General features: G+C 65.6%; 20 protein-coding genes. 8 read left to right on the plus strand and 12 right to left on the minus strand.

Annotated features, from left to right (window positions below):
• Positions 1–32: 32 nt before the first annotated feature.
• Positions 33–2,042 carry a TonB-dependent receptor plug domain-containing protein gene (locus FCS99_RS13570; protein WP_138513470.1) on the minus strand — a complete coding sequence of 670 codons (2,010 nt, stop codon included), beginning with the start codon at positions 2,040–2,042 and terminating at the stop codon, positions 33–35.
• Between the two features lie 29 nt (positions 2,043–2,071).
• Positions 2,072–2,581, minus strand: coding sequence for a hypothetical protein (locus FCS99_RS13575; RefSeq protein WP_138513472.1), 510 nt, complete (start codon positions 2,579–2,581; stop codon positions 2,072–2,074).
• 245 nt (positions 2,582–2,826) lie between these two features.
• On the opposite strand from FCS99_RS13575, the gene FCS99_RS13580 reads away from it, so the two are divergent.
• Positions 2,827–3,396, plus strand: a complete 570-nt coding sequence (locus tag FCS99_RS13580; RefSeq protein ID WP_171036386.1) for a paraquat-inducible protein A — start codon at positions 2,827–2,829, stop codon at positions 3,394–3,396.
• Between the two features lie 105 nt (positions 3,397–3,501).
• On the opposite strand, the gene FCS99_RS13585 is transcribed toward FCS99_RS13580, so the two are convergent.
• Positions 3,502–3,975: a MarR family winged helix-turn-helix transcriptional regulator gene (locus FCS99_RS13585; RefSeq protein WP_138513476.1), complete on the minus strand. Its 474-nt coding sequence runs from the start codon at positions 3,973–3,975 to the stop codon at positions 3,502–3,504.
• A gap of 84 nt (positions 3,976–4,059) precedes the next feature.
• Between FCS99_RS13585 and FCS99_RS13590 the strand changes: the two genes are divergently transcribed.
• Both FCS99_RS13590 and maiA read left to right on the plus strand, forming a co-directional pair.
• Positions 4,060–4,710, plus strand: a complete 651-nt coding sequence (locus tag FCS99_RS13590; protein ID WP_138513478.1) for a fumarylacetoacetate hydrolase family protein — start codon at positions 4,060–4,062, stop codon at positions 4,708–4,710.
• Complete coding sequence (gene maiA, locus FCS99_RS13595; RefSeq protein WP_171036387.1) at positions 4,707–5,357, plus strand: maleylacetoacetate isomerase; 651 nt, start codon at positions 4,707–4,709, stop codon at positions 5,355–5,357. Before FCS99_RS13590 ends, maiA begins: the two co-directional genes overlap by 4 nt.
• A 24-nt stretch (positions 5,358–5,381) precedes the next feature.
• Here the strand turns inward: maiA and FCS99_RS13600 are convergent, their stop codons facing one another.
• Together FCS99_RS13600 and FCS99_RS13605 are read right to left on the minus strand one after the other, a co-directional pair.
• Entirely contained in the window at positions 5,382–6,194 is an 813-nt protein-coding gene (locus FCS99_RS13600; protein ID WP_138513481.1) for a nuclear transport factor 2 family protein, read from the minus strand.
• 95 nt (positions 6,195–6,289) lie between these two features.
• Complete coding sequence (locus FCS99_RS13605) at positions 6,290–7,489, minus strand: DUF418 domain-containing protein (RefSeq protein WP_138513483.1); 1,200 nt, start codon at positions 7,487–7,489, stop codon at positions 6,290–6,292.
• Between the two features lie 164 nt (positions 7,490–7,653).
• On the opposite strand from FCS99_RS13605, the gene FCS99_RS13610 reads away from it, so the two are divergent.
• The gene (locus FCS99_RS13610) at positions 7,654–7,917 is read left to right on the plus strand and encodes a type 2 periplasmic-binding domain-containing protein (RefSeq protein ID WP_138513485.1); all 264 of its coding nucleotides are present in this window, start codon (positions 7,654–7,656) and stop codon (positions 7,915–7,917) included.
• Positions 7,918–8,095: 178 nt separating this feature from the next.
• The gene (locus FCS99_RS13615; RefSeq protein ID WP_138513487.1) at positions 8,096–10,087 is read left to right on the plus strand and encodes a coiled-coil domain-containing protein; all 1,992 of its coding nucleotides are present in this window, start codon (positions 8,096–8,098) and stop codon (positions 10,085–10,087) included.
• Positions 10,088–10,094: 7 nt separating this feature from the next.
• Here FCS99_RS13615 and FCS99_RS13620 read toward each other — a convergent pair whose 3' ends face one another.
• From FCS99_RS13620 to FCS99_RS13640, 5 genes are read right to left on the minus strand one after another with little or no spacing between them, the layout of a single operon-like run.
• Positions 10,095–10,733: an ABC-type transport auxiliary lipoprotein family protein gene (locus tag FCS99_RS13620; RefSeq protein ID WP_138513489.1), complete on the minus strand. Its 639-nt coding sequence runs from the start codon at positions 10,731–10,733 to the stop codon at positions 10,095–10,097.
• Complete coding sequence (locus FCS99_RS13625) at positions 10,730–11,680, minus strand: MlaD family protein (protein ID WP_138513491.1); 951 nt, start codon at positions 11,678–11,680, stop codon at positions 10,730–10,732. Before FCS99_RS13625 ends, FCS99_RS13620 begins: the two co-directional genes overlap by 4 nt.
• A 2-nt stretch (positions 11,681–11,682) precedes the next feature.
• Positions 11,683–12,456 (minus strand): ABC transporter ATP-binding protein, encoded by a 774-nt coding sequence (locus tag FCS99_RS13630; protein WP_138513493.1) that lies wholly within the window; start codon positions 12,454–12,456, stop codon positions 11,683–11,685.
• On the minus strand, positions 12,453–13,607 hold the full coding sequence (locus tag FCS99_RS13635) for an ABC transporter permease (protein ID WP_138513495.1): 1,155 nt from the start codon (positions 13,605–13,607) through the stop codon (positions 12,453–12,455). Before FCS99_RS13635 ends, FCS99_RS13630 begins: the two co-directional genes overlap by 4 nt.
• Positions 13,608–13,617: 10 nt before the next feature.
• A complete protein-coding gene (locus FCS99_RS13640; protein WP_171036388.1) occupies positions 13,618–14,790 on the minus strand; it encodes an MFS transporter in 1,173 nt (390 codons plus the stop codon).
• A gap of 117 nt (positions 14,791–14,907) precedes the next feature.
• Between FCS99_RS13640 and FCS99_RS13645 the strand changes: the two genes are divergently transcribed.
• From FCS99_RS13645 to FCS99_RS13655, 3 genes are read left to right on the plus strand one after another with little or no spacing between them, the layout of a single operon-like run.
• Positions 14,908–16,206, plus strand: a complete 1,299-nt coding sequence (locus FCS99_RS13645; RefSeq protein ID WP_138513498.1) for a glycosyltransferase family 4 protein — start codon at positions 14,908–14,910, stop codon at positions 16,204–16,206.
• Positions 16,203–16,922 carry a class I SAM-dependent methyltransferase gene (locus FCS99_RS13650; RefSeq protein WP_138513500.1) on the plus strand — a complete coding sequence of 240 codons (720 nt, stop codon included), beginning with the start codon at positions 16,203–16,205 and terminating at the stop codon, positions 16,920–16,922. Before FCS99_RS13645 ends, FCS99_RS13650 begins: the two co-directional genes overlap by 4 nt.
• The gene (locus FCS99_RS13655) at positions 16,922–18,019 is read left to right on the plus strand and encodes a prenyltransferase/squalene oxidase repeat-containing protein (protein ID WP_138513502.1); all 1,098 of its coding nucleotides are present in this window, start codon (positions 16,922–16,924) and stop codon (positions 18,017–18,019) included. The genes FCS99_RS13650 and FCS99_RS13655 overlap by 1 nt, the downstream gene beginning before the upstream one ends.
• Here FCS99_RS13655 and FCS99_RS13660 read toward each other — a convergent pair.
• Positions 17,976–18,581, minus strand: a complete 606-nt coding sequence (locus FCS99_RS13660) for a class I SAM-dependent methyltransferase (protein WP_138513504.1) — start codon at positions 18,579–18,581, stop codon at positions 17,976–17,978. The two genes, FCS99_RS13655 and FCS99_RS13660, sit on opposite strands and share 44 nt — an antisense overlap.
• Positions 18,581–19,249, minus strand: coding sequence for a hypothetical protein (locus tag FCS99_RS13665; protein WP_138513506.1), 669 nt, complete (start codon positions 19,247–19,249; stop codon positions 18,581–18,583). The genes FCS99_RS13660 and FCS99_RS13665 overlap by 1 nt, the downstream gene beginning before the upstream one ends.
• Between the last annotated feature and the right edge of the window lie 38 nt (positions 19,250–19,287).

Genomic DNA, 19,287 nt, shown 5'->3' on the forward strand with positions numbered 1-19,287 from the left:
CCGGCCTGATTGTCAGGCCGGGGCGCTTGTCCCTAGAACGAGGCGCGCAAAGACACCCAGTAACGGCCTTCCGTCTGGAAGTGCGTGGACGTCGTCTCGCCGGCACCGAACGACATGTTCTGAGCGGTGGCCGACAGGGTGACATTGTCCCGGATTTCCAGATTGGCGCGCAGCGAGCCTGCCACATAGGCATTCACCGGTTCGACGCTGAACGTGCCGAAAACCGGCTGCGACGGCATCATCACGTCAGAGACGTAGTTCAGATACCCGTCAATGCTCAGGCGCTCACCGGTCCAGCCCAGGTGCAGGTTGGCCAGGTGCATCGGCGTCGTGGCTTCGAAGTCCCGGACCGTCGCGGTCGGGAAACCGATGATGTCGTCATGCACGGCCTGGAAGGTGTAGTTCGCCCCCCAGTCCCAGGCCTCACCGAACTCGCCGTTCAGGCTGATTTCAGCCCCCAGCGTCTCGGTGTCACCGACATTGCTGTACAGGAAGACCGGGACACCGCTGAGCGGGTTGAACATGTTCGGGGACAGGCCGAAGGCACCCTTCACATCGTCATTCTGCTCGAAGAAGACCGCGGAACGAAGGGCAATGCCCGAGGCGAAATTGCGATCATAGGCAATCTCGTAATTGGTGACCACGGAGGTTTCCATGCCCGGATTGCCCGAAATTGCGAACGGGACGGTGCCAAGCGTGCCATTCAGCGTGAAGCCGATGTCGAACATGGACGGCGCCTGGATGCCACGGCCGGTCATGAAGCGGACCGTGCCACCGAATTCCGGACGCCAGGTCAGAGCCGCATTATAGCTGAACTCTTCATAGGAGACCGAATAGTCGTCCTGGCTGAACGGGTAGAAAATCGGATCCGGCGCACCAGCGCGTTCCCATTCCAGATTGTCGAAACGGCCCGCCAGGGTCAGGTCGAGGTCACTGGAGAACTTGTGGTTCCACATCGCGGCGGCCGACCAGGTCGTGTAGCCGAAATCGCCATTGCCCGGGTTCGGGAAGGAGATGGAATTGCCATCGCGGAACTCGGCCGAAAGACGGATCGTGTCATTGGTGCCGATCTTGAACAGGTCCTGGACCTGGACAACGGTCAGCTCCGAAGACAGCGGACCGAAGCTGTATTCAATCTCGGATTCGTTGCGATAGGCCGTGAAGGTCAGGAAACCGAAATCCGTGTCGGCTTCGACAGCGCCGCGATAGGAGGTCAGTTCATAGACCGTGCTCGCCGGCAGGTAGATGGAGGTCATTTCCTGCTGGCTCACTTCGGAGTGCGTGGCCTCGGCGGTCAGGCTGACCTTGTCCGAAATCTGGAAACGGCCTTCCAGGGAGAAGTTCTCGCGGGAGAATTCACCCGTGCTGGTCGTCGCCGCACCGGTGTTGAGGGCGTCGAATTCATCCGCTTCGCTATTGCCATAGCTGAAACGGACAGCGGCCTGCTCACCAAAGCTGCGACCGAAGGTCAGGGCGACATCGGTGTAGCCGCCGGAACCGACATTGGCGCTGGCATTGGCAAAATCTTCGTTCTGCGGATTGCGCGTGATGATGTTGACCACGCCGGACACGGCATTGAAGCCGTACAGTGCGGATTGGGCACCCTTGACCACTTCGATCTGCTGGATCTCGTCCAGCTGGACCGGCAGGGTCGACCAGGCGGTATAGCCATAGCTGTCGAGATAGACTTCACGGCCATTGACCAGGACCAGCAGGCGCGGCGTGTAGCCGGATGCGGCACCGCGGATGGAAACCTGGCTGTCGCCGAAGCTGTAGCGGGTGAAGTCGACACCGGCATAGTGGCGCAGAATGCCCGGGATATCGAATTCCGGCGCACGCTGGATGTCGTCCTGGGTGATGATGATCATCGTCGCCGGAACGTCGGAGGCGCGCTGCGGGGCGCCCGTGGCACCTGCCGTGACCGGCTCGCCGAACAGTTCGGACATCATGGTGTAGTCGAGCGACTGGGCGGAAACACCCGCGGTGGCGGCGATGCTCGCGGCCAGGGCGGAGAGGGAAGTCGTGAGGAAGATGTTCTTCATGGTATTGCTCTTTTAAATCCTTGTTTCGCCTAGATTTCTTCAATCATCATGGCGAAAGCCGCCGCGAAGGAGACCGACGACGCATCAGCCGCGCCGCGATTGACGACAATGCGCACGGACGGCGCCGACTGGACGCCCATCACGCAATTGCCACTTTCCACACAGCCCATATCGGTGGAGACCGTCATCACGCCGTTGGAACTGGCCGCGGAGAACACGCCGGCATCGCCGGACGCGGCGCCCAGCAGGACGGCTGCATCGGCACCGCCAAGACTGCCCGCATCGGCAAGCGGAACGAGACGCGCATTCAGCGTCACGCGACCGGCCGACAGACCACCCGACATGGTGCTGGCCAGCGCCTGGGCTTCGCCCTCACTGGCAGCGTCATAAACGATGGCAACCGTCCGGTCGGAGCCGCTGGCCCCTTCCACAAAACTCAAAGCCCGTCCGATCACTTCCAGGTCACGCTGGGTGGTCTCGGCCATGGCGGGGGTCGAAAGGATTACGCCGGCGAGCACCGGCAGAATGAATTTACGCATAAAAGGCCCTGCCCTGTTTTCGGATGCGTTCTGGCATCCCATGGGGGCGGACTTACGCGCGTAAAATTAATCAGCAATTTCCGTTGGGTCATAGCTTATTACAATTGTTGGTAATATCGTATGACTCAACCACTCTCGCTAGAGTTCGAGCAATATTATTTGCAACCAAACGTCATTTGCGAATGTTTATTGCTATCAGATTTCTTGTCATGAATTTGCCGGCTTTGAAAGGCCCTATAGCCGGCATGGGGGCCGAACCAACATCGTCACGCACCACAGCCCTGGCCGACCGGCCCGAGGGACAGGTCACCACGGCAGGCCTTTTGCTGGCCAGCATCCTCTATCCGATCGGGCTTTTTGCCCCGGCCATCGAGACGCGGCATCTGGGATGGCTGCGCGATGATCACAGCCTCGCCGGCCTGGTCTGGGGCCTGGCCAGCCGGGACCAGATCTGGCTGGCCCTCACAGTCGGCCTGTTCTCGATCGCCTTTCCGCTCACCAAGCTGGTCTGGATGTGGCGTCTGCAATTCCGGCGCGGCGTGCCTCCGGGTCCAACCGCCCTTCGCTGGCTGGAACGCCTTGGCAAATGGTCCATGGCCGACGTCCTGATCGTCGCGCTGACGGTCTTCACGCTCCAGGGCAGTGGCTGGCTGGGCGCCCAGCCGGAGATCGGCATCGCCGTCTTCGCCGCTGCCACCGTGATCGCCATGCTCTGCTCGGGACGGATCAGCGCGCAATTGCGGGCGATGGAAGAACGGAAAGCGGCAAGCGAACCCCTTCTCCCGGGGGAGACGGGGTCCCGAAGGGGCGGATGAGGGGGAAGGGCGAGGTCGTCACATTCTCTTGCAAACACCGGGATTCCCCCCTCTCCCGGCGCATGCGCGCCACCCTCTCCCCAGGGAGAGGGAGTTCGCACACCGCTATTCTCCCATGAGCCCTTCGGCCCGTCGCCGCAGACGATCCAGCAGGCCGGCCAGCAGCGCCACTTCCTCGGCGCTCAACTCGTCCACCAAGGCCGCTTCCTCGGCCAGGGCGACCGGCGTGATCTCGCGATAGATGTCGGCACCGCCCGGTGTCAGGCGCAACAGCCGGGCCCGTCCGTCCGAGCCATGGTTTTCCCGCTGCACCAATTCCCGCTCGACCAGGCTGCGCACGGCGCGGCTGACCGAGACCTTGTCCATGGCGGCACTGTCAGCGATGGCCTGCGCCGTCATCGGTGTGCCTTCCCCCAGAATGGCAACAACCCGCCATTCCCAGATCGTCAGCCCGAAACGGGACTGATAGGCCTTCGCCACCAGGCGGCTGACCAGGTTGGACGTCACCGCGAGGCGGTAGGGCAGGAAATCGCCCAGACGCAGCGGGTTCTCGGATTTCGGGTCGGCTGAATCCTGCATGTCCCAGACTTGCCGGAAGCCGCGCGCAGCTGCAAGCCAGATGGCATCTCGACGGACCGGCTCGGCGCGCGCTATCTGAACGCCATGAGCGATATCATCACCCTCCCCGCCCCGCCGCGCCTGGCCATTGACGGTCAGGATGACACGTTTCCGGTCGCCCGCGTCTTCTGTATCGGACGCAATTATGCCGATCATGCCAAGGAAATGGGCGCCGCCGCCGAACCGCTCTTCTTCTGCAAGCATGCTGATGCGGTGACGCCCTTGAACCGGCTTCCCTTCCCGCCGGAAACCGAAGACCTCCATCACGAGGTGGAGATGGTTCTGGCCCTGGGTGAAGGCGGCGCGATTGTCGCCAGCGGTGTCGGCGTCGACCTGACCCGCCGCGATCTGCAAGCCAAGCTCAAGGCCAAGTCGGCCCCCTGGGAAATCGCCAAGGCCTTCCACCAGTCCGCCCCCACCGGCCCGCTCCGCCTCGGCCCGCCGCCGACGGCAGGCGCCATCACGCTCAGCGTCAATGGCGAGCCGCGCCAGTCCGGCGACCTCAGCCAGATGATCCTCGACCCGCAGGCCATGCTGGCGGAACTGTCCCGCTATTTCGTGCTCGGCCCGGGCGATCTCGTTTTCACCGGAACCCCGGCCGGGGTCGGTCCGTTGCACCCCGGCGACCGGGTCGAGGCCCGCGTCGAGGGCCTGCCCACACTGTCCTTCGAATTCCAGGCGGAGACCGCATCATGACGACGCTTTACGGCTATTGGCGCTCCAGCGCCGCCTACCGGCTGCGCATTGCGCTCAACATCAAGGGCGTCGGCTATGACCAGGTCTCGGTCAATCTGAAAGAGGGCGAGCAGAATGGCGAAGCCTGGCGCGCCATCCAGCCCCAGGGCCTGGTGCCCGTGCTGGAGCATAACGGCCAGCAATTCCTGCAATCGCCGGCCATCCTGGAGTGGATCGACGAGACCTGGCCGGAGCCGGCTCTCCTCCCCGCCGATGCCGCCGGCCGGGCGAAGGTGCGGGCCTGGACCTCCGTCATCGCCTGCGACATCCATCCGGTCCAGAATCTGCGCATCCTCAAGGCCGTGGCCGCCGAGGGCGGAACCGGGTTCGAGGGCATGAAGGCCTGGGCCCAGCGCTGGATCACCTCCGGGCTGGAATCCCTGGAAACCCTGGTCGCCGCCCAGGACCGGGAAACCCCCTTCCTCCATGCCGACCGGGCCGGCATGGCCGAGGTCTATCTCGTGCCGCAGCTCTACAATGCCCGGCGCTGGGGCGCAGACCTCACGAATTGTCCGACCCTGGTGGCGGCCGATGAAGCCGCGCGCGCCCTGCCCGCCTTCGCCGAAGCCGACCCGGCCGTCCAGCCGGACGCCGAGCCGGAAGGCTGAGTCCGGCTCGGCCGGGCCTGCGTGTCAGACCGGTGCCCAGAAACTGTTGACGATCTGCCAGTCGCCATTCACGCGCAGCAGGAACACCCATTCGGTGCGGTCTTCCGCATCGATGCGGGCGGCGCCCGTCGCGCGCGTCGCTTCGAAGACAGTGATTTCTGAGGCGGTTTCGGCCGGCCCACGATCCTGCACGCTGAAGGCAATCGTCTCGAGGGTTTCCGGCGCCAGGAATTCCCGCGCGCCGCTGCGGTCGACATGGCGCCGGTCGAAATCCGGATAGACGGCGCTGACCACGCCGGCCTCATCGCCCGCATCCCAGGCTGAGGCATAGGCCTCGACCCGGTCGCGGATCAGGCCGAGATCGGTCTCGCGGTCCGGATTGTCGATCCAGGTGAAGGCCCCATAGGCGCAATTGACCAGCACCCATTCACCATTAATGCGCGTGCCCAGGAAGAAATCATACCAGTCCCGGTCGGCGGTCAGCTGGAACACGCCGACATCCGGCGTCGTGTCGAAAAAGCGGACATCCACGGTCGAGTGGACCGGGTCGAGCCGGCCATCGGCATTATAGTACTCGCCCAGGATCTGCAGATCGCCCGGCGTCAGATTCTCCACCGCCATTGGCCCGAAACCCTGGAAGTCGGGCCGCAGGCTCAGCTTGGACAATTCCGGGTGCACGGTGGACAGGACCTGTTCGGCATCGCGGGCATAGAAGCCCCGCGCAAACTGGTCGGCGAGCCCGGCCAGGGCTGTCTCGGTGTCGCCGGACTGGGCCCAGGACGGCGCCGCCAGCAGAATGGCCCCCATCAGGGCCGCGATGGTGTGGACTGGTTTCATGTTGGTCTCCCCTCGTTTACGGCGCAGCCTAGTGTCACCGCTTGGCCAAGGGAGGTTTCAATTTGGTCAGACCACTCACTTCGCCGTGAGGGCGGTCAGCCGGCATCCCGGCGCAGGCTCTGCCGCCGCCGCGTGACCAGGACCAGCCAGACCCATTCCGCCGGGCCGAGCCGGTAGCGCGGCACCCAGAACCAGGCCGCCGCCAGCAATCCGGCATTCACGCCCAGCGCCATCAGGAGCAGCCCCCAGCGCGGCACCAGGCCGAACAGGTTCAGCTCCGGCAGCCCGCTGAACAGGAAGACCAGAAAGATGGAGGCAAACAGGTAGCCGCTCAGCCAGACCCGGCCCAGCCGCGCCAGCGCCTCGGTCACCGGACGCGCCACCCCCGTCTGGCAGGCCAGGAGGACCAGGGCCGAAAATCCGTAGACCAGACAGAGGGCCCCCGTCATCCCGGCCAGGCTGGTGGCGAACAGGGCGGACGGGGCGAAGCCGGTCGACAGGCCGGTCAGGCTGGCCCAGCCGCTCAGCGGCAGACCGATCCCCAGCGCCACCATGCCGCTCAACCCGTAGGCCTGCGGACGCCATTCCGGATCGAGGAACCCGCTGCGCCAGGCCGCCATGCCCAGCAGCATGGCTCCGATGATCCCGCCGCCCAAGAAGACGATCAGGATCAATTGCTGCATCAGGGCAAAGCCCATATTGGCCGGCAGGCGCGCCAAGAAGCCGGCGCGGTAGGTCGCGGTCAGTTCGGCCACCCGTTCCGGCGGAAAGCCCAACGCCGTCGCCGGCGTCACCGTATCGCCCATCAGACCGCCCAGCGCGGCACCACCGGCCAGGACCAGCACTGTCATCACCACCAGGCCACCGCCCAGCCCGATCTGCGTCACCAGGCGCAGCCGCGCCCCGGCCGCCGCGATCAGGCCGGCGATGGCATAGACCGCCAGCAGGTCGGCAAACCAGAACACATAGGCATGGACCAGGCCGGCCAGGAGCAGCCAGCTCAGCCGTCCCCATTGCTGGCCGCCGGCCGGCGGCGCCACGGCGTCCAGACCGGCCAGCCAGACGCCCATCAGCACGGCGAGCAGGATGGCAAAGACCGGCGTGAACAGGGTTTCGATGATCCACCAGGCGATCTGGTTGATCGGCTGGGCGAAATCGCTGCCCAGGCTGGGCAGGACGCTGACCGGCCAGATCTGCCCGTAGGACTGGATGGAGGCGACCACCAGACCGCACAGGCACAGCCCCAACAGGGCCTCATACCCCGACCGGGCGCGGGCGACAGGCCAGGGCGTCATGCCCGCCCCCCCAGGCCAGCCCTTGATCTTGATCGTTTCTGCCCCATTTACGCCTTCTTCTTACAAAGATTTCACGAAACTTCAGCCGTTCGTGAATTGCCATCGCGCGCTCAGTCGCGCATAGAAAAATACACCTTTTGAGGATCGTAAGGCGCACACTTGAAATGATCCAGCTGCTGTCATCCCTGATCGAATGGCTCGCTCTGCTGACCCTGTCTTCCATCGGCTTCGACATGGAACCGGTGAGCTGTGGCGCTGCCAGCCCGACGGAATACCGCACGGTGGCGGCGGTCTACACGCCGGGATCGGACACGCTGGGCTGGTCGCCTGAAGCGGCAACGGATTGTGCCGAGGCGGCCGTGCGCGCCCTGCCGGTGAATGACACGCCGCGCTATATCGAACCGGTCGCGCACAGCTACGACAGCTGATCCGGCAAACCGGCCCGAAGCCGGTTTTCACGTGATGTTTTCCCCGCAAATCTCTCTGGCGCATAGATTATCTGTGTGCGCAGCGCGCATTCAGGCCTATTCTCTGTCATAATTCAATTCATGCGGCGCGCGATCACGGATCCGGCGCCTGGCAGGTTGGCAGACAATCGGGCCCGATATGACGGACAAGACCCAAACCATCAAACTGGCGGAGATGGAGATGACGGACGAGACCGCGGACAACCAGGTCACGACCGCCCAGCCGAATGCGCTCACCGCGCCGCGGCCGGATGCAGGCGGCATGGACGGGGTCCCGGACACGCCCGGTGGCGGCTGGCTGGTCTGGCTGGGCAGCGTGTTCGCCCTGCTGTGGATGGGTGCGGCCGGCGCTTTCATCTGGGGCATTCTGGGAGTCCAGTCGCTGGACGATCTGACCCGCTACGGCTTCGGCCAGCTCACCGGCCTGTCCGTTTTCGCCCTCGCCCCGGCCCTGCTCTTCATCATGGGCGGTCTGATGGCGCGCGAGGTTCGCCGCAATGGCCACAATACCCGCCGGGTCGAGATTGCCCTGCGCCGCCTGTCCGAACCGTCCCGCCATGCCGAGACCGAGATCCGCTCCCTGTCGACGGCTGTCGCCGGTGAGGTCGAGCGGATCAATGCGGCGCTGGAAAGCGCTCTGGCCCGCCTCGCCGCGATGGAAGAAGTCATCACCCACCACGCGGACACGCTGGAACAATCCGCCACGGATGCCCGTGACCGCACCGAGACCCTGCTCAGCGGCCTGCGCGCCGAGCGCCAGCGCCTGTCCGAGGTCTCGGAAAGCCTGGACGACAAGGCTGCGCTTATCGCCGCCGCCATTTCCGACCAGTCGAAAATGGTCGCCGCCGCAGCTGAACTCGCCGCCTCCCAGGCCAGCGACAGCGAGCGCCGCATCCGCGCCAGTGTCGATGATCTCAATGAGGCCGGCACCTCCATCGTGGAGCGCAGCGACCAGGCCGCGCTGATCCTGTCCGAACGTACCGGCCATCTGCGCGAACTGTCCGAGACGCTCAAGGAACGCTCGGAAAATCTCGACGCCGCCTATGTCAAACACCGCCAGCGCCTGGCCGATGCCGGCGAAGCGCTGCGCGCCGAGCAGGAGAAGATCGGCGCCGCGCTCGACTTCCACAAGGCCGAACTGGAAGTCATGGCCAAGACGGCCGGCGACGGGGCCACGGCTCTCAATGATGCGGCATCCGCCGGTGCCCTCGCCTTCCGCGAAGCCGTCGAGGCCGCCGTCAGCCGTGCGGATGACCTGGCCAGCCGCGTCCGGTCCGAGACCGATCATGCCGCCTCCGAGCACGAAGCCGCCCTTGCGCGCCTTGTGGCCGCCGCCCAGGAAGCCAAGACCATTTCCGATGCCGCCATCGAAGCGATCGAGGCCCAGGCCGATGTTGTCGCTGCCAAGGTCGAGAAGACCAATGAGAGCGCCTATGAGGCCGCCCGCCGGTCCGACGAGGCCTTCGAACAGCGTCTCGCCGAAGCCGACAAGCTCACCCAGCGCGCCTCCCGCGCTGCCGATGATGCCGCCGAAGCCGTGCGCAAGCGTCTGGCCGAAGTACTCACCGCCGCCCGCGAGGAAAGCGAGACGGTGGAACGCCATATCGAGACCATGACCAACCGCCTGTCGGAAATGCCGAACATGGCGCGTGACCGGGCCCAGGAAGCCGCGGACGCCCTGCGCCGCGGTCTGGACGGGCTCAATGCCGCCGCCATGGCAGCCGCCGAAGAAGCCCAGGAAATCGATGCGGCCTTCCAGGCCCGCATTCGCCAGAATTATGAATTGCTGAGTGACTTCATGCTGCGCATGGGCTCGGTGGCCGGGGGCCGCCGTGCACCCGATCTCGGCCTGAACGAACTGCCGGACCCGCTGGCGCGCCGCCGCCGCGCCGAACCGGCTCCGGACACGCCGGAAGATCCCAAAGCCGCGCCGGTCGAGGAGTCTCCGAAGGCCGGGAAGTCGGACAAGTCCGACGCTGTGCCCGATGCGGCCCGACAGGGTCCGCAGCCGGGCGCCCGTCGCGCCGGGGATCCGGGCTGGCGTTGGAAGGACCTCCTCTCCTCCATGCCGGACGAACAGGATGACACGCCGACCCCGTCACGCCGCCGGCGCAACAAAGACGACGAATAGCGTCGGCCTACTCGTCCGCTGCAGAGCGGTCGGCGACCTGGCCGGCAGACCAATCGGAGATCGAGCGGCTCACCCCCAGCGCGGCTTCATCGAAGGCCGCGACTATGCTGCGCGTCCGGTTTTCCGACGCGCGCACTTCGGCGGTGAAGACCTGGGCCCCGACAAAACGTCGGCCCCGCTCGGAGACGAGACGGGCCGCGATGCGCACCTTGACCAGCGGCGCACTGTCCTCGCCCTGGTCATAGACGGCCTCGAATTCCCGAAGATCCAGGCGCAATTCATAGTCCGCCCGCACCCCGTCTTCGGGGCGCGCGGGAACCATGGCCGACTGACCGGTATTGAACGTGTCGATCAGCAGGTCCTGAACCACTTCCGGGGCCGGTGAAATCCAGCGTGCGCCATTGATATAGGCCAGGCTCTGGCCCGGACGCAGGACCGCAATCGTGTCGCCGGACAGGCCGCGCGGCGCGACCGGCAGCTCGATCAGCACGATGGTCCAATCATCGCCGGCCCACGCGCCCGGCTCGGGTGCCGACAGACGATAGACCGAGACCGGTTCCGGTTCCGGCAGAAGCGACACGCAGCCGCCCAGCCCGGCCAGGGCCAGGGCGAGAGCCGCCGGTTTCAGCAAACGGGCTGCACTCATTGCGGCACCTCCACGGTTTCACGCGGTGAACCGGCGACGAAGCCGCCGGGATTGTGTTCGATCTCCGAGGCGATCCGCTCGAGCGTGGCAGCCAGCTGGCGCATGTCGGCGGAGGCCCGGTTGAGATTTTCCAGACCGTCCTGGGCAAAGGCTTCGGCGGCCGGCGTGATCGTCATCATGAACTGGTTGGTGTTGCGCGCCGCCAGATCGACGGACAGGGCGGCCTGGCCGGTCTGGTTGACCGCCGTGGTCAGTTCCTCGTTCAGGAAGCTCTCCGCGGTCACGGCAAAGGACTGCATGGAATTGGCCGCCAGCGAGATGTCTTGCGCGGCCTGGTCCATCCGGCCCACAGCCGTCCGCATGTCATCGATCAGGGCTTCTTCCGCGCTCAGCCTTTCCGTCAGGTCGCGGACATTCGCCAGGGTCTGCGAGACCTCGTCCACATTCTGTTCGCTGAGCAGGCTGGACAGGCGGATCAGCGCCGTCTGCGCGGCGTCCAGCACGTCCTCGGAGCCTTCGAAAATGCCTTCCAGCTGGGCCCGGCGGGCATAGATTTTCGGGGGCTGGCGTCCGGGCGGGCTCAGCAGGCGCTGCGCCTCCGGCGTGCCACCGGTGATCAGGACATAGGACAGGCCGGTCAGACCCTGCGGTTCCAACTGGGCGGAACTGTCGACCCGGACCGGCGTCTGGGCCAGCACGCGGATGCGGGCAATCACCCGGCTCTGCTCGTCCAGTTCCAGCTGCGTGACCTCACCCACCTGGATACCGTTGAACCGCACTTCACCGCTTTCGCGCAGGCCCCGGACGGGACCGTCGAAGACGATGTCGTAGAACGCATAGTCCGCGTCAAAGGAGACCTTGCCCAGCCAGAGGGCGAAAAAGCCCATCGCGGCGGCCAGCAGGACGGTGAACAGACCGACCAGGGCGTGGTGCGCTTTGGTTTCCATGCCTAATTCTCCTTGCCTGCCAGTGCGGCGCGGCCCCGCGGCCCCTGGAAGTATTCATGTATCCAGGGATGCGGGTGATTTAACAACTCCCGGATCGGGGCGACAGCCTCGACCTTCTTGTCGGCCAGCACCGCGACGCGATCACAAATCTCGTAGAGGCTGTCCAGATCGTGGGTGATCATCACCACGGTCAAGCCGAGCGCGCGCGACAATTCCAGGATCAGACTGTCAAAGGCCGCCGCCCCGATCGGGTCAAGGCCGGCCGTCGGTTCGTCCAGGAACAGGATGTCCGGATCCAGGGCCAGCGCCCGGGCAAGGGCCGCCCGCTTGCGCATCCCGCCTGACAGTTCGGAGGGAAAGCGCGAACACGCGCCCGGTTCCAGTCCGGACAGGCCGATCTTCATCGCCGCGATCTCTTCCATCAGCGAAATCGGCATGTCGACATGCTCGCGAAGCGGCGCCATCACGTTTTCCAGCACGTTCAGCGACGTGAACAGCGCGCCGTTCTGGAACAGCACACCCCAGCGGCTGTCGACCTTGCGGCGCTGGGCCGAATTCATTTCCGACAGGCGCATCCCGTCGAGCAGGATTTCCCCGCCATCGGGCTGTTTCAGGCCCAGAATGGAATTGAGCAGCACCGTCTTGCCGGTACCCGATCCGCCGACAATGCCGAGGATTTCCCCGCGCCGCACATCCAGATCGAGATTCTCGTGCACGACATGCGGGCCGAAGGCCGAGCGGAGACCGCGCACGGAGATGAGAATGTCCTCACTCATATGCCCAGCTCCAGATACATCATGGCGAACAGGGCCTCGAGCACGATCACGGCGAAGATGGACTGCACCACGGAGGCCGTCACACGGCGGCCCAGCGAGTTCACATCGCCCTTCACTTCCATGCCCTGACGGCAGCCGATCACGGCCACGACCAGTCCGAAGACCGGGGCCTTGGACATCCCGACCCAGAAATGGCTCCAGGGCAGTTCGGAGTGGAAGCGCGTGATGAACAGCGCCGGCGAGATGTCCTGCGCCGACCAGGCGACCAGCATGCCGCCGAAAATGCCCGAGATCATCGCCCCGAAGGTCAGGAGCGGCGCCATCAATACACAGGCCACGACGCGCGGCAGGACCAGAGCCTCATAGGGGTCCAGCCCCAGCACCCGCATGGCGTCGACTTCCTGCTGCATCTTCATCGCGCCGATGGAGGCGGTGAAGGCACTGTCGGAGCGCCCGGCCAGCATGATCGCCGTGATCAGCACGCCAAACTCGCGCAGGACCGCGATCCCGACCAGTTCCACCGTGAACACGTTGAAGCCCAGCTGACCCAGCAGGTTGGCGCCCATGAAGGCCACCACGGCCCCGATGAAGAAGGACAGGACGGCCACGATGGGCAGGGCGTTCACGCCCACCTCTTCCATCGCCCAAACGGTCGGTGTCAGGCGGAACCGCCAGGGCTGGGCCGCCGTCGAAATGGCTGTGGTCACGGTCCGCCCGAAAAAGGCAAAGGTGGCGACCGCTTCCAGATAGGCGGCTTCCAGACCGGCCCCGATCCGGGCCATGGCACTCATGAAGCCGGAAACAGGCGCCTTGGGCTGTTCGCTGATGGTCGAGCGGACCCGGACTTCATGGATCAGCCGCCGGGCGACCGGGTGGTCGCCGGCGAAATGGAAATCGGCATCGGGATCATGGCAGGGCCGCAGGATCCGGCCGAGAATATAGGCGCCCGCCGTGTCGATCCGGCCGAGATGGGACAGGTCCAGGATCACGTTTTCGGCGTCGGCGGACCGAGCGATGCGCTTCAGCGGTGCATCCTGGGGCCCGATCGTCTCCACCAGCCAGTCGCCATGCGCTTCCAGCACCGTCTTGCGCCCCTCTTCGCGCACGACCAGTCCGGCAGGCTCGGCTGTCTGGATGGAGTGACCCCTCATGATGTTGAGCCTAGTCGATTTTTTCAGGCCCGGGGAGAGCCTGTTGTCGGTAAAGAAACACTGCGGCAACAAGGCCACACAGGGCCGGAATGATCATGATCGCGAACCCGCCCGCGCCCAGCTGGGCATAGAAATAGCCGGACGCAGCCGAAGCCGCGGCCATCACCAGACCGCCCGACAGGGCCGAGTTGAGCGCCTGGGCCAGGGCTGCGTGCTCATCGGGGACATGATCCGCCGCAAATCGCAGGAAGCCGACATAGGTCGCGGCAAAGGTCAGGGCGTGCAGGCTCTGCAGGATGAACAGCGCCCAGAGCGGCGGCGACAGGGCGGTCAGCCCCCAGCGCACCACCGACCCAATGGCTCCCACGCCCAGCAGGACGGCCGGGCTCGCCCGTCCCAGCAATCCCTTGCCGGACAGCCAGAGGAAAGCGATTTCCACGACCACGCCGGACGCCCAGAGCGCCCCGATCGCCGTGCCGGAGAATCCTTGCTCGCTCCAGGCCTTGGCCGAAAAGGCGTAGTAGAAACCGTGCCCGGCCTGGACCATGGCCGAGGCCAGCAGGGCCAGACCCAGCGGGCCGGCCAGCATGACCAGAAGACGGCCGATATCCCCCTTGCCCGGCGCCTGGGCTTCCTCGCGCCGGCCTTCCGGCAGCCAGGCCGCCGCCAGCGCCAGCAGGCCGGCCGCCAGGATCAGCCAGGCGAGGATGCTCTGTGTGCCCAGACGGTCGATCAGGAAACCGGCCGTGAAATTGGCGACGATGAACATGGCCGAGCCGAAGGCGCGGACCGGTCCGAACGAGAAGGCGCCGCCCCGCGCCGAGCGGATGGCGAAGGCGTCGATGACCGGGATCTGGCCGAAAACGAGGGCACCGGACAGGAAGGACAGGACCAGCAGCACCCAGGGCAGAGAGGACGCCCCGTGCAGGCCGAACACGACAACACAGCCAATGGCAAAGGCCAGGATCGGGTCCCGGCGCCGGATGGCCGTATCCGACCAGCGCGCGCCAATGGGCGAGACCAGGGTCCGACCGGCCATGCCCGCCGCAACGATCCAGCCGATCCATTCCGGTGACAGGCCCTGCCCGTCCAGCCATTGAGGGAAATAGGGCAGGAAACAGCCCAGCAGCAGGTAAAAGGCCCCGTAATAGCCGGCGAAACGGAAGGCGGGTGTGCGGATCATGTCGAACCTGTACCTCGAAAAGCGGGTCTGCGGCTGCGCGGGTCGTACTGCTTGGCGAACACTGTTCACTTGTATAGGTTCGCCCGGCATTGAATGACACAGCCGGAATCACGCGTCATGGGCCCAGATACCCTTGTTTCCACAAGGCCGGAAGAGAAAGCCGATGCCGCGCCGGTCCGGCCCTTGCGGGTTCTGGTCACCGGCTATCGTTCCCACCCCCATGTCGGCGGTCAGGGCGTCTATATCCGCGAGCTCACCAACGGGCTTCTGGCCCTCGGCCACCAGGTCTCCGTCGCCTCCGGTCCGCCCTATCCCGAACTCGACCCGGCCGTGGAGCTGATCAAGCTGCCCTCGCTCGACCTGTTCGCCGAGAAAAACGCCTTCCTCGCCCTGCGACCCCGCCATCTGAAATCCTGGGCTGATCTGTCCGAATGGCTGTCGCACAATTCCGGCGCTTTCGGCGAACTCTACGCCTTTGGCCGCCGCCTCGACAATTTCTTGGCGCGCGAAGGCCACCGGTTTGATGTGGTCCACGACAACCAAACCCTCTCGACGCCCTTCCTTCGGATCCAGAAACGCCTGCCGGTCGTGACCACGATCCACCACCCGATCTCGATCGACCGGGAATATGCCGTCGCAGCGGGCCGCAAATGGTGGGAACCGCTGATGACACGGCGCTGGTACCATTTTGTCGGCATGCAGGCGCGTACAGCGACCCGTCTTGATCGCCTTCTGGCCGTGTCGCAGGCCGCCCGTGATACCCATTCGGACCATTATGGAGTCGATCCCGCACGCGTCAGGGTCGCTTGGAACGGCATTGATCACGATGTTTTCTACCCGGACAGTGCCGTCGAACGCGAAACCGGACTGATCGTCACGACCGCCAGCGCCGACGTCCCGATCAAGGGCCTCGACGTCCTGATCGACGCCCTCGCCCGCGTCGCCGCCGCTCGTCCGAAGGCGCGCCTGCACATTGTCGGCCAGCTGCGCGACGGGCCCGCCAAGCGCCAGATCGAGGCCCATGGCCTGGCCGGTCGCATCACCACCTCGCACAATTTGTCCCGCGAAGACGTCGCCGATCTCTATCGACGCGCCCATATCGTGGCCTGCCCGGCCCGCTTCGAAGGCTTTGGCTTCCCGGCCGCCGAAGCCATGGCCTGCGGTGCAGCTGTTGTCTCCAGCGATGGTGGGGCTCTGCCGGAAGTCGTTGGAAAGGCTGGCCTTGTCGCGCCTGTCGGCGATGCCGGCGCGATGGCCGACCATTTGGGACGCCTGCTCGACACGCCCGCTGAAGCCGCCCGCCTGGGCGAGCAGGCCGCCGCCCGGGCCCGCGCCGAATTCAACTGGTCCGCCCACGCCCTGGCCGCCTCCCGCCTCTATGCCGAAGCCCTTGCCGAACGGAATACCGCCTCATGATGACGATCCGCCTCGACCCGATGCAACTCGAGCCGGGCCAGCGCGTGCTGGATCTGGGCTGCGGTCATGGCCGGCATCTGCATGCGGTCTACTGGGACCGCACGCCCGTCCTCGCGGTCGGGGTCGATCTGGGCCATGAAAACTGCGTCATCGCGCTGGACAAATTCTTCGAACTGCCGCCGCCGGAACCCGAATCCGACCTGCGCGGGGCCGTCCTGTCGGCCGGCAATGCCGAGACTTTGCCCTTTGAAGACAACACGTTCGACCGGATCATCTGCTCCGAGGTCCTCGAGCATGTCCCCGACCCGGACCTCGTCCTGGCCGAGATCAGCCGCATCCTGAAGCCCGGCGGCATTTTCGTCGCTTCCGTGCCGCGCTACTGGCCGGAAAAAATCTGCTGGTACCTGGCCCCCGCCTATCCGCGCGAACCGGGCGGGCATGTCCGCATCTTCCGTCCCAACGCGCTCAAGGCCGCCGTCGAGAAACACGGTTTCCGCCGCTATCTGCGCCATTGGGCGCACGGCCTGCACAGCCCCTATTGGTGGCTGCAATGCGCCCTGTGGGACACGCGGGAGACCAGTTTCCTGGTCCGCCAATACCGCAAATTCCTGGAATGGGATCTGATGAAGCAGCCCTGGCTGACCCGCACGCTGGAAGCCGTGCTCAACCCGATCATGGGCAAATCCGTCGTCATGTATTTCCGGAAGACGGCCTGATGGCCAAGCTCGTCGATATCCAGGCCTGCGCCCGCCACATCGAAAGCCTGCAACAGGCGGACGGGTCCATTCCCTGGATCGAGGCGGGGATCTGGGATGCCTGGAACCATGGCGAGGCGGTCATGGGCCTGGCCATTGCCGGCCGGCGGAGTGCGACACTCAAGGCGCTGGGTTGTCTGGTTGAACGCCAGGCCGCCGATGGCAGCTGGCTGGGTGATCTCGGCGCCTCCGTCCCGCTGGACGCGGCCAATAAGCGCCTGGCGCCCGATCACCCCGAACAGGCTCGCGACACCAACTTCACCGGCTATGCCGCGGTCACGGTCCTGCGCAGCCTTCTGGCCCTGGAAGCCCTGTCGGAACTGCCGCGCTACTGGCCGATGGTGCAAGCCGCGATGGGTTTCATCCTCGCCCACCAGACCCGCCATGGCGACATTGTCTGGAGCGGGGTCGAGCCCGGCACGGACCTCAATGGCACCGACAGTCTGCGCGCCGGAAATGCCAGCCTCTACAAGGCGCTCGAATGCGCCATCCTGATGGGACGCCTGATGGGCGAGGATGTCAGCGTCTGGATCGAGGCGCGCCGCCGCATCGGCGATGTCCTGCGCGAAAATGATGCCCGGTTCGACCGGACCGGCACGGACCGGCGCCGCTATGCCATGGACTGGTATTATCCCGTCCTGGCCGGCGTGATCCGCGGCGAGGCCGCCCGCGCCCGCCTCTATGCCCGCTGGAACGACTTCGTGGAGCCGGGTCTGGGTTGCCGCTGCGTCTCCGACCAGCCCTGGGTCACCGCTGCAGAAACCGCCGAACTCGCCCTCGCCTGCCTCGCGGCGGGCAAGCCGGACCAGGCGCGCGAGCTGATCGCCAACCTGTCCCCGCTGCGCGCGAAACAGGGCGGTTACTGGATGGGCTGGCAATTCGAGGAAAGCATTGTCTGGCCCTTCGAACGTCCCAGCTGGACGTCCGGCGCCCTGATCATGGCCGCGGATGCCCTGGACGGGCTCAGCCCGGGCTCGGATCTGCTGATCCGCAACTGGGTCTCCGAAGCGCCGGCTAAGGCAGGCGGCGAAGCACTTCCAGCGTTCCTGTCCGGCTGACCTGTTCGAACAGGCCGGAGGCCACGGCCAGTTTCCAGATTTCATAGGGCGGACGGCCACCATCTTCCGGATTGGGGAAGACGTCATGGATGGCCAGCAGGCCGCCCGGCATGACCTTGGACGCCCAGCCGCGATAGTCGGCCAGGGCAGCATCCATGGAATGTCCGCCATCGATGAAGACCATGCCCAGCGGCGTCGTCCAGTGCGCGGCGACCGTCTTGGACGTGCCGATCACCGGGATGACGCAATCTTCCAGTCCGGCCTTGAACAGGGTCTCGCGCAGGGCCGGCAGCGTCTCCACCACGCCCAGGTCGGCATTGTAGAGCTCGGGATCATGATAGCCCTCGCCGGGCTGGTGTTCCTCGGATCCGCGATGATGGTCCAGCGTGAACAGGACCCGGCCCGCCTCACGGACCGCCGGTCCCAGATAGAGGGCCGACTTGCCGCAATAGGTGCCGATCTCCAGCACCGGGCCCAGCCGGGCCGCCTCGCGGGCATAGCGCGCCAGCGCCTCGCCTTCCACGGGATCGAGGAAGCCTTTCACTTCATCGGGATGGAGCATCAGGACAGTCCGGCCGGCGCCTGGAAATCCCGGCGCAATTGCGCCAATTCATCGGCCCGCTGGCGCAAAGCATCGGCCCGTCCCGCCAGAAGGTCGCGATCCACATTCAGCGCCGCCAGCTGGTCGCCATCCGTATCCGCCGGCAAGGCGGCAATCACGGTGTCGAACAGGGCCAGAGTGTCGCGGGTCTGCGTCAGGGCGGTTTCGGCATGTCCCAGGCTGCGGCTCAGCGCATTGCGAGAGGCTCCGCTCTGCACGGCGACCAGGGCCTGGGCCGCGGCATCCACATCGCTCGCCAGGGCATAGGCCTGCCGCAGCTCGACCGACAGGGTCGTCACCAGCGCGGCATCATGCAGCGCGTCAATGTCATGGGCGTCCAGATAGCGGGCGATGCCGGCATCGCTGTGCGAGGGTTCAGCGTCATCCGTGTCGCCGCCCATGCCGACCCAGCGCATCGCGGCCTGCATGGCGCTTTCATCGGCAATCCAGCCCAGTTCGCGGGCGGTTTCGTCCAGATGATTGGCGGCGCGAGCCAGGTCACCATGGGCCGGTGTCATCTGGCTGATATCGCTGTCGGAGCGGGCCGAAACGGAAATCGGCGCACTGGCGCAGCCGGCGATCATGAAAGTCGCAGCAGCAGCCACACATACGAACCGAAAAGCGGTCATTTTGTCCCGTTATCGTAGATTTGCCCCAATCCTCGGCG

It is taken from the genome of Maricaulis alexandrii, assembly GCF_005871165.1.
GTDB lineage: Bacteria > Pseudomonadota > Alphaproteobacteria > Caulobacterales > Maricaulaceae > Maricaulis > Maricaulis alexandrii.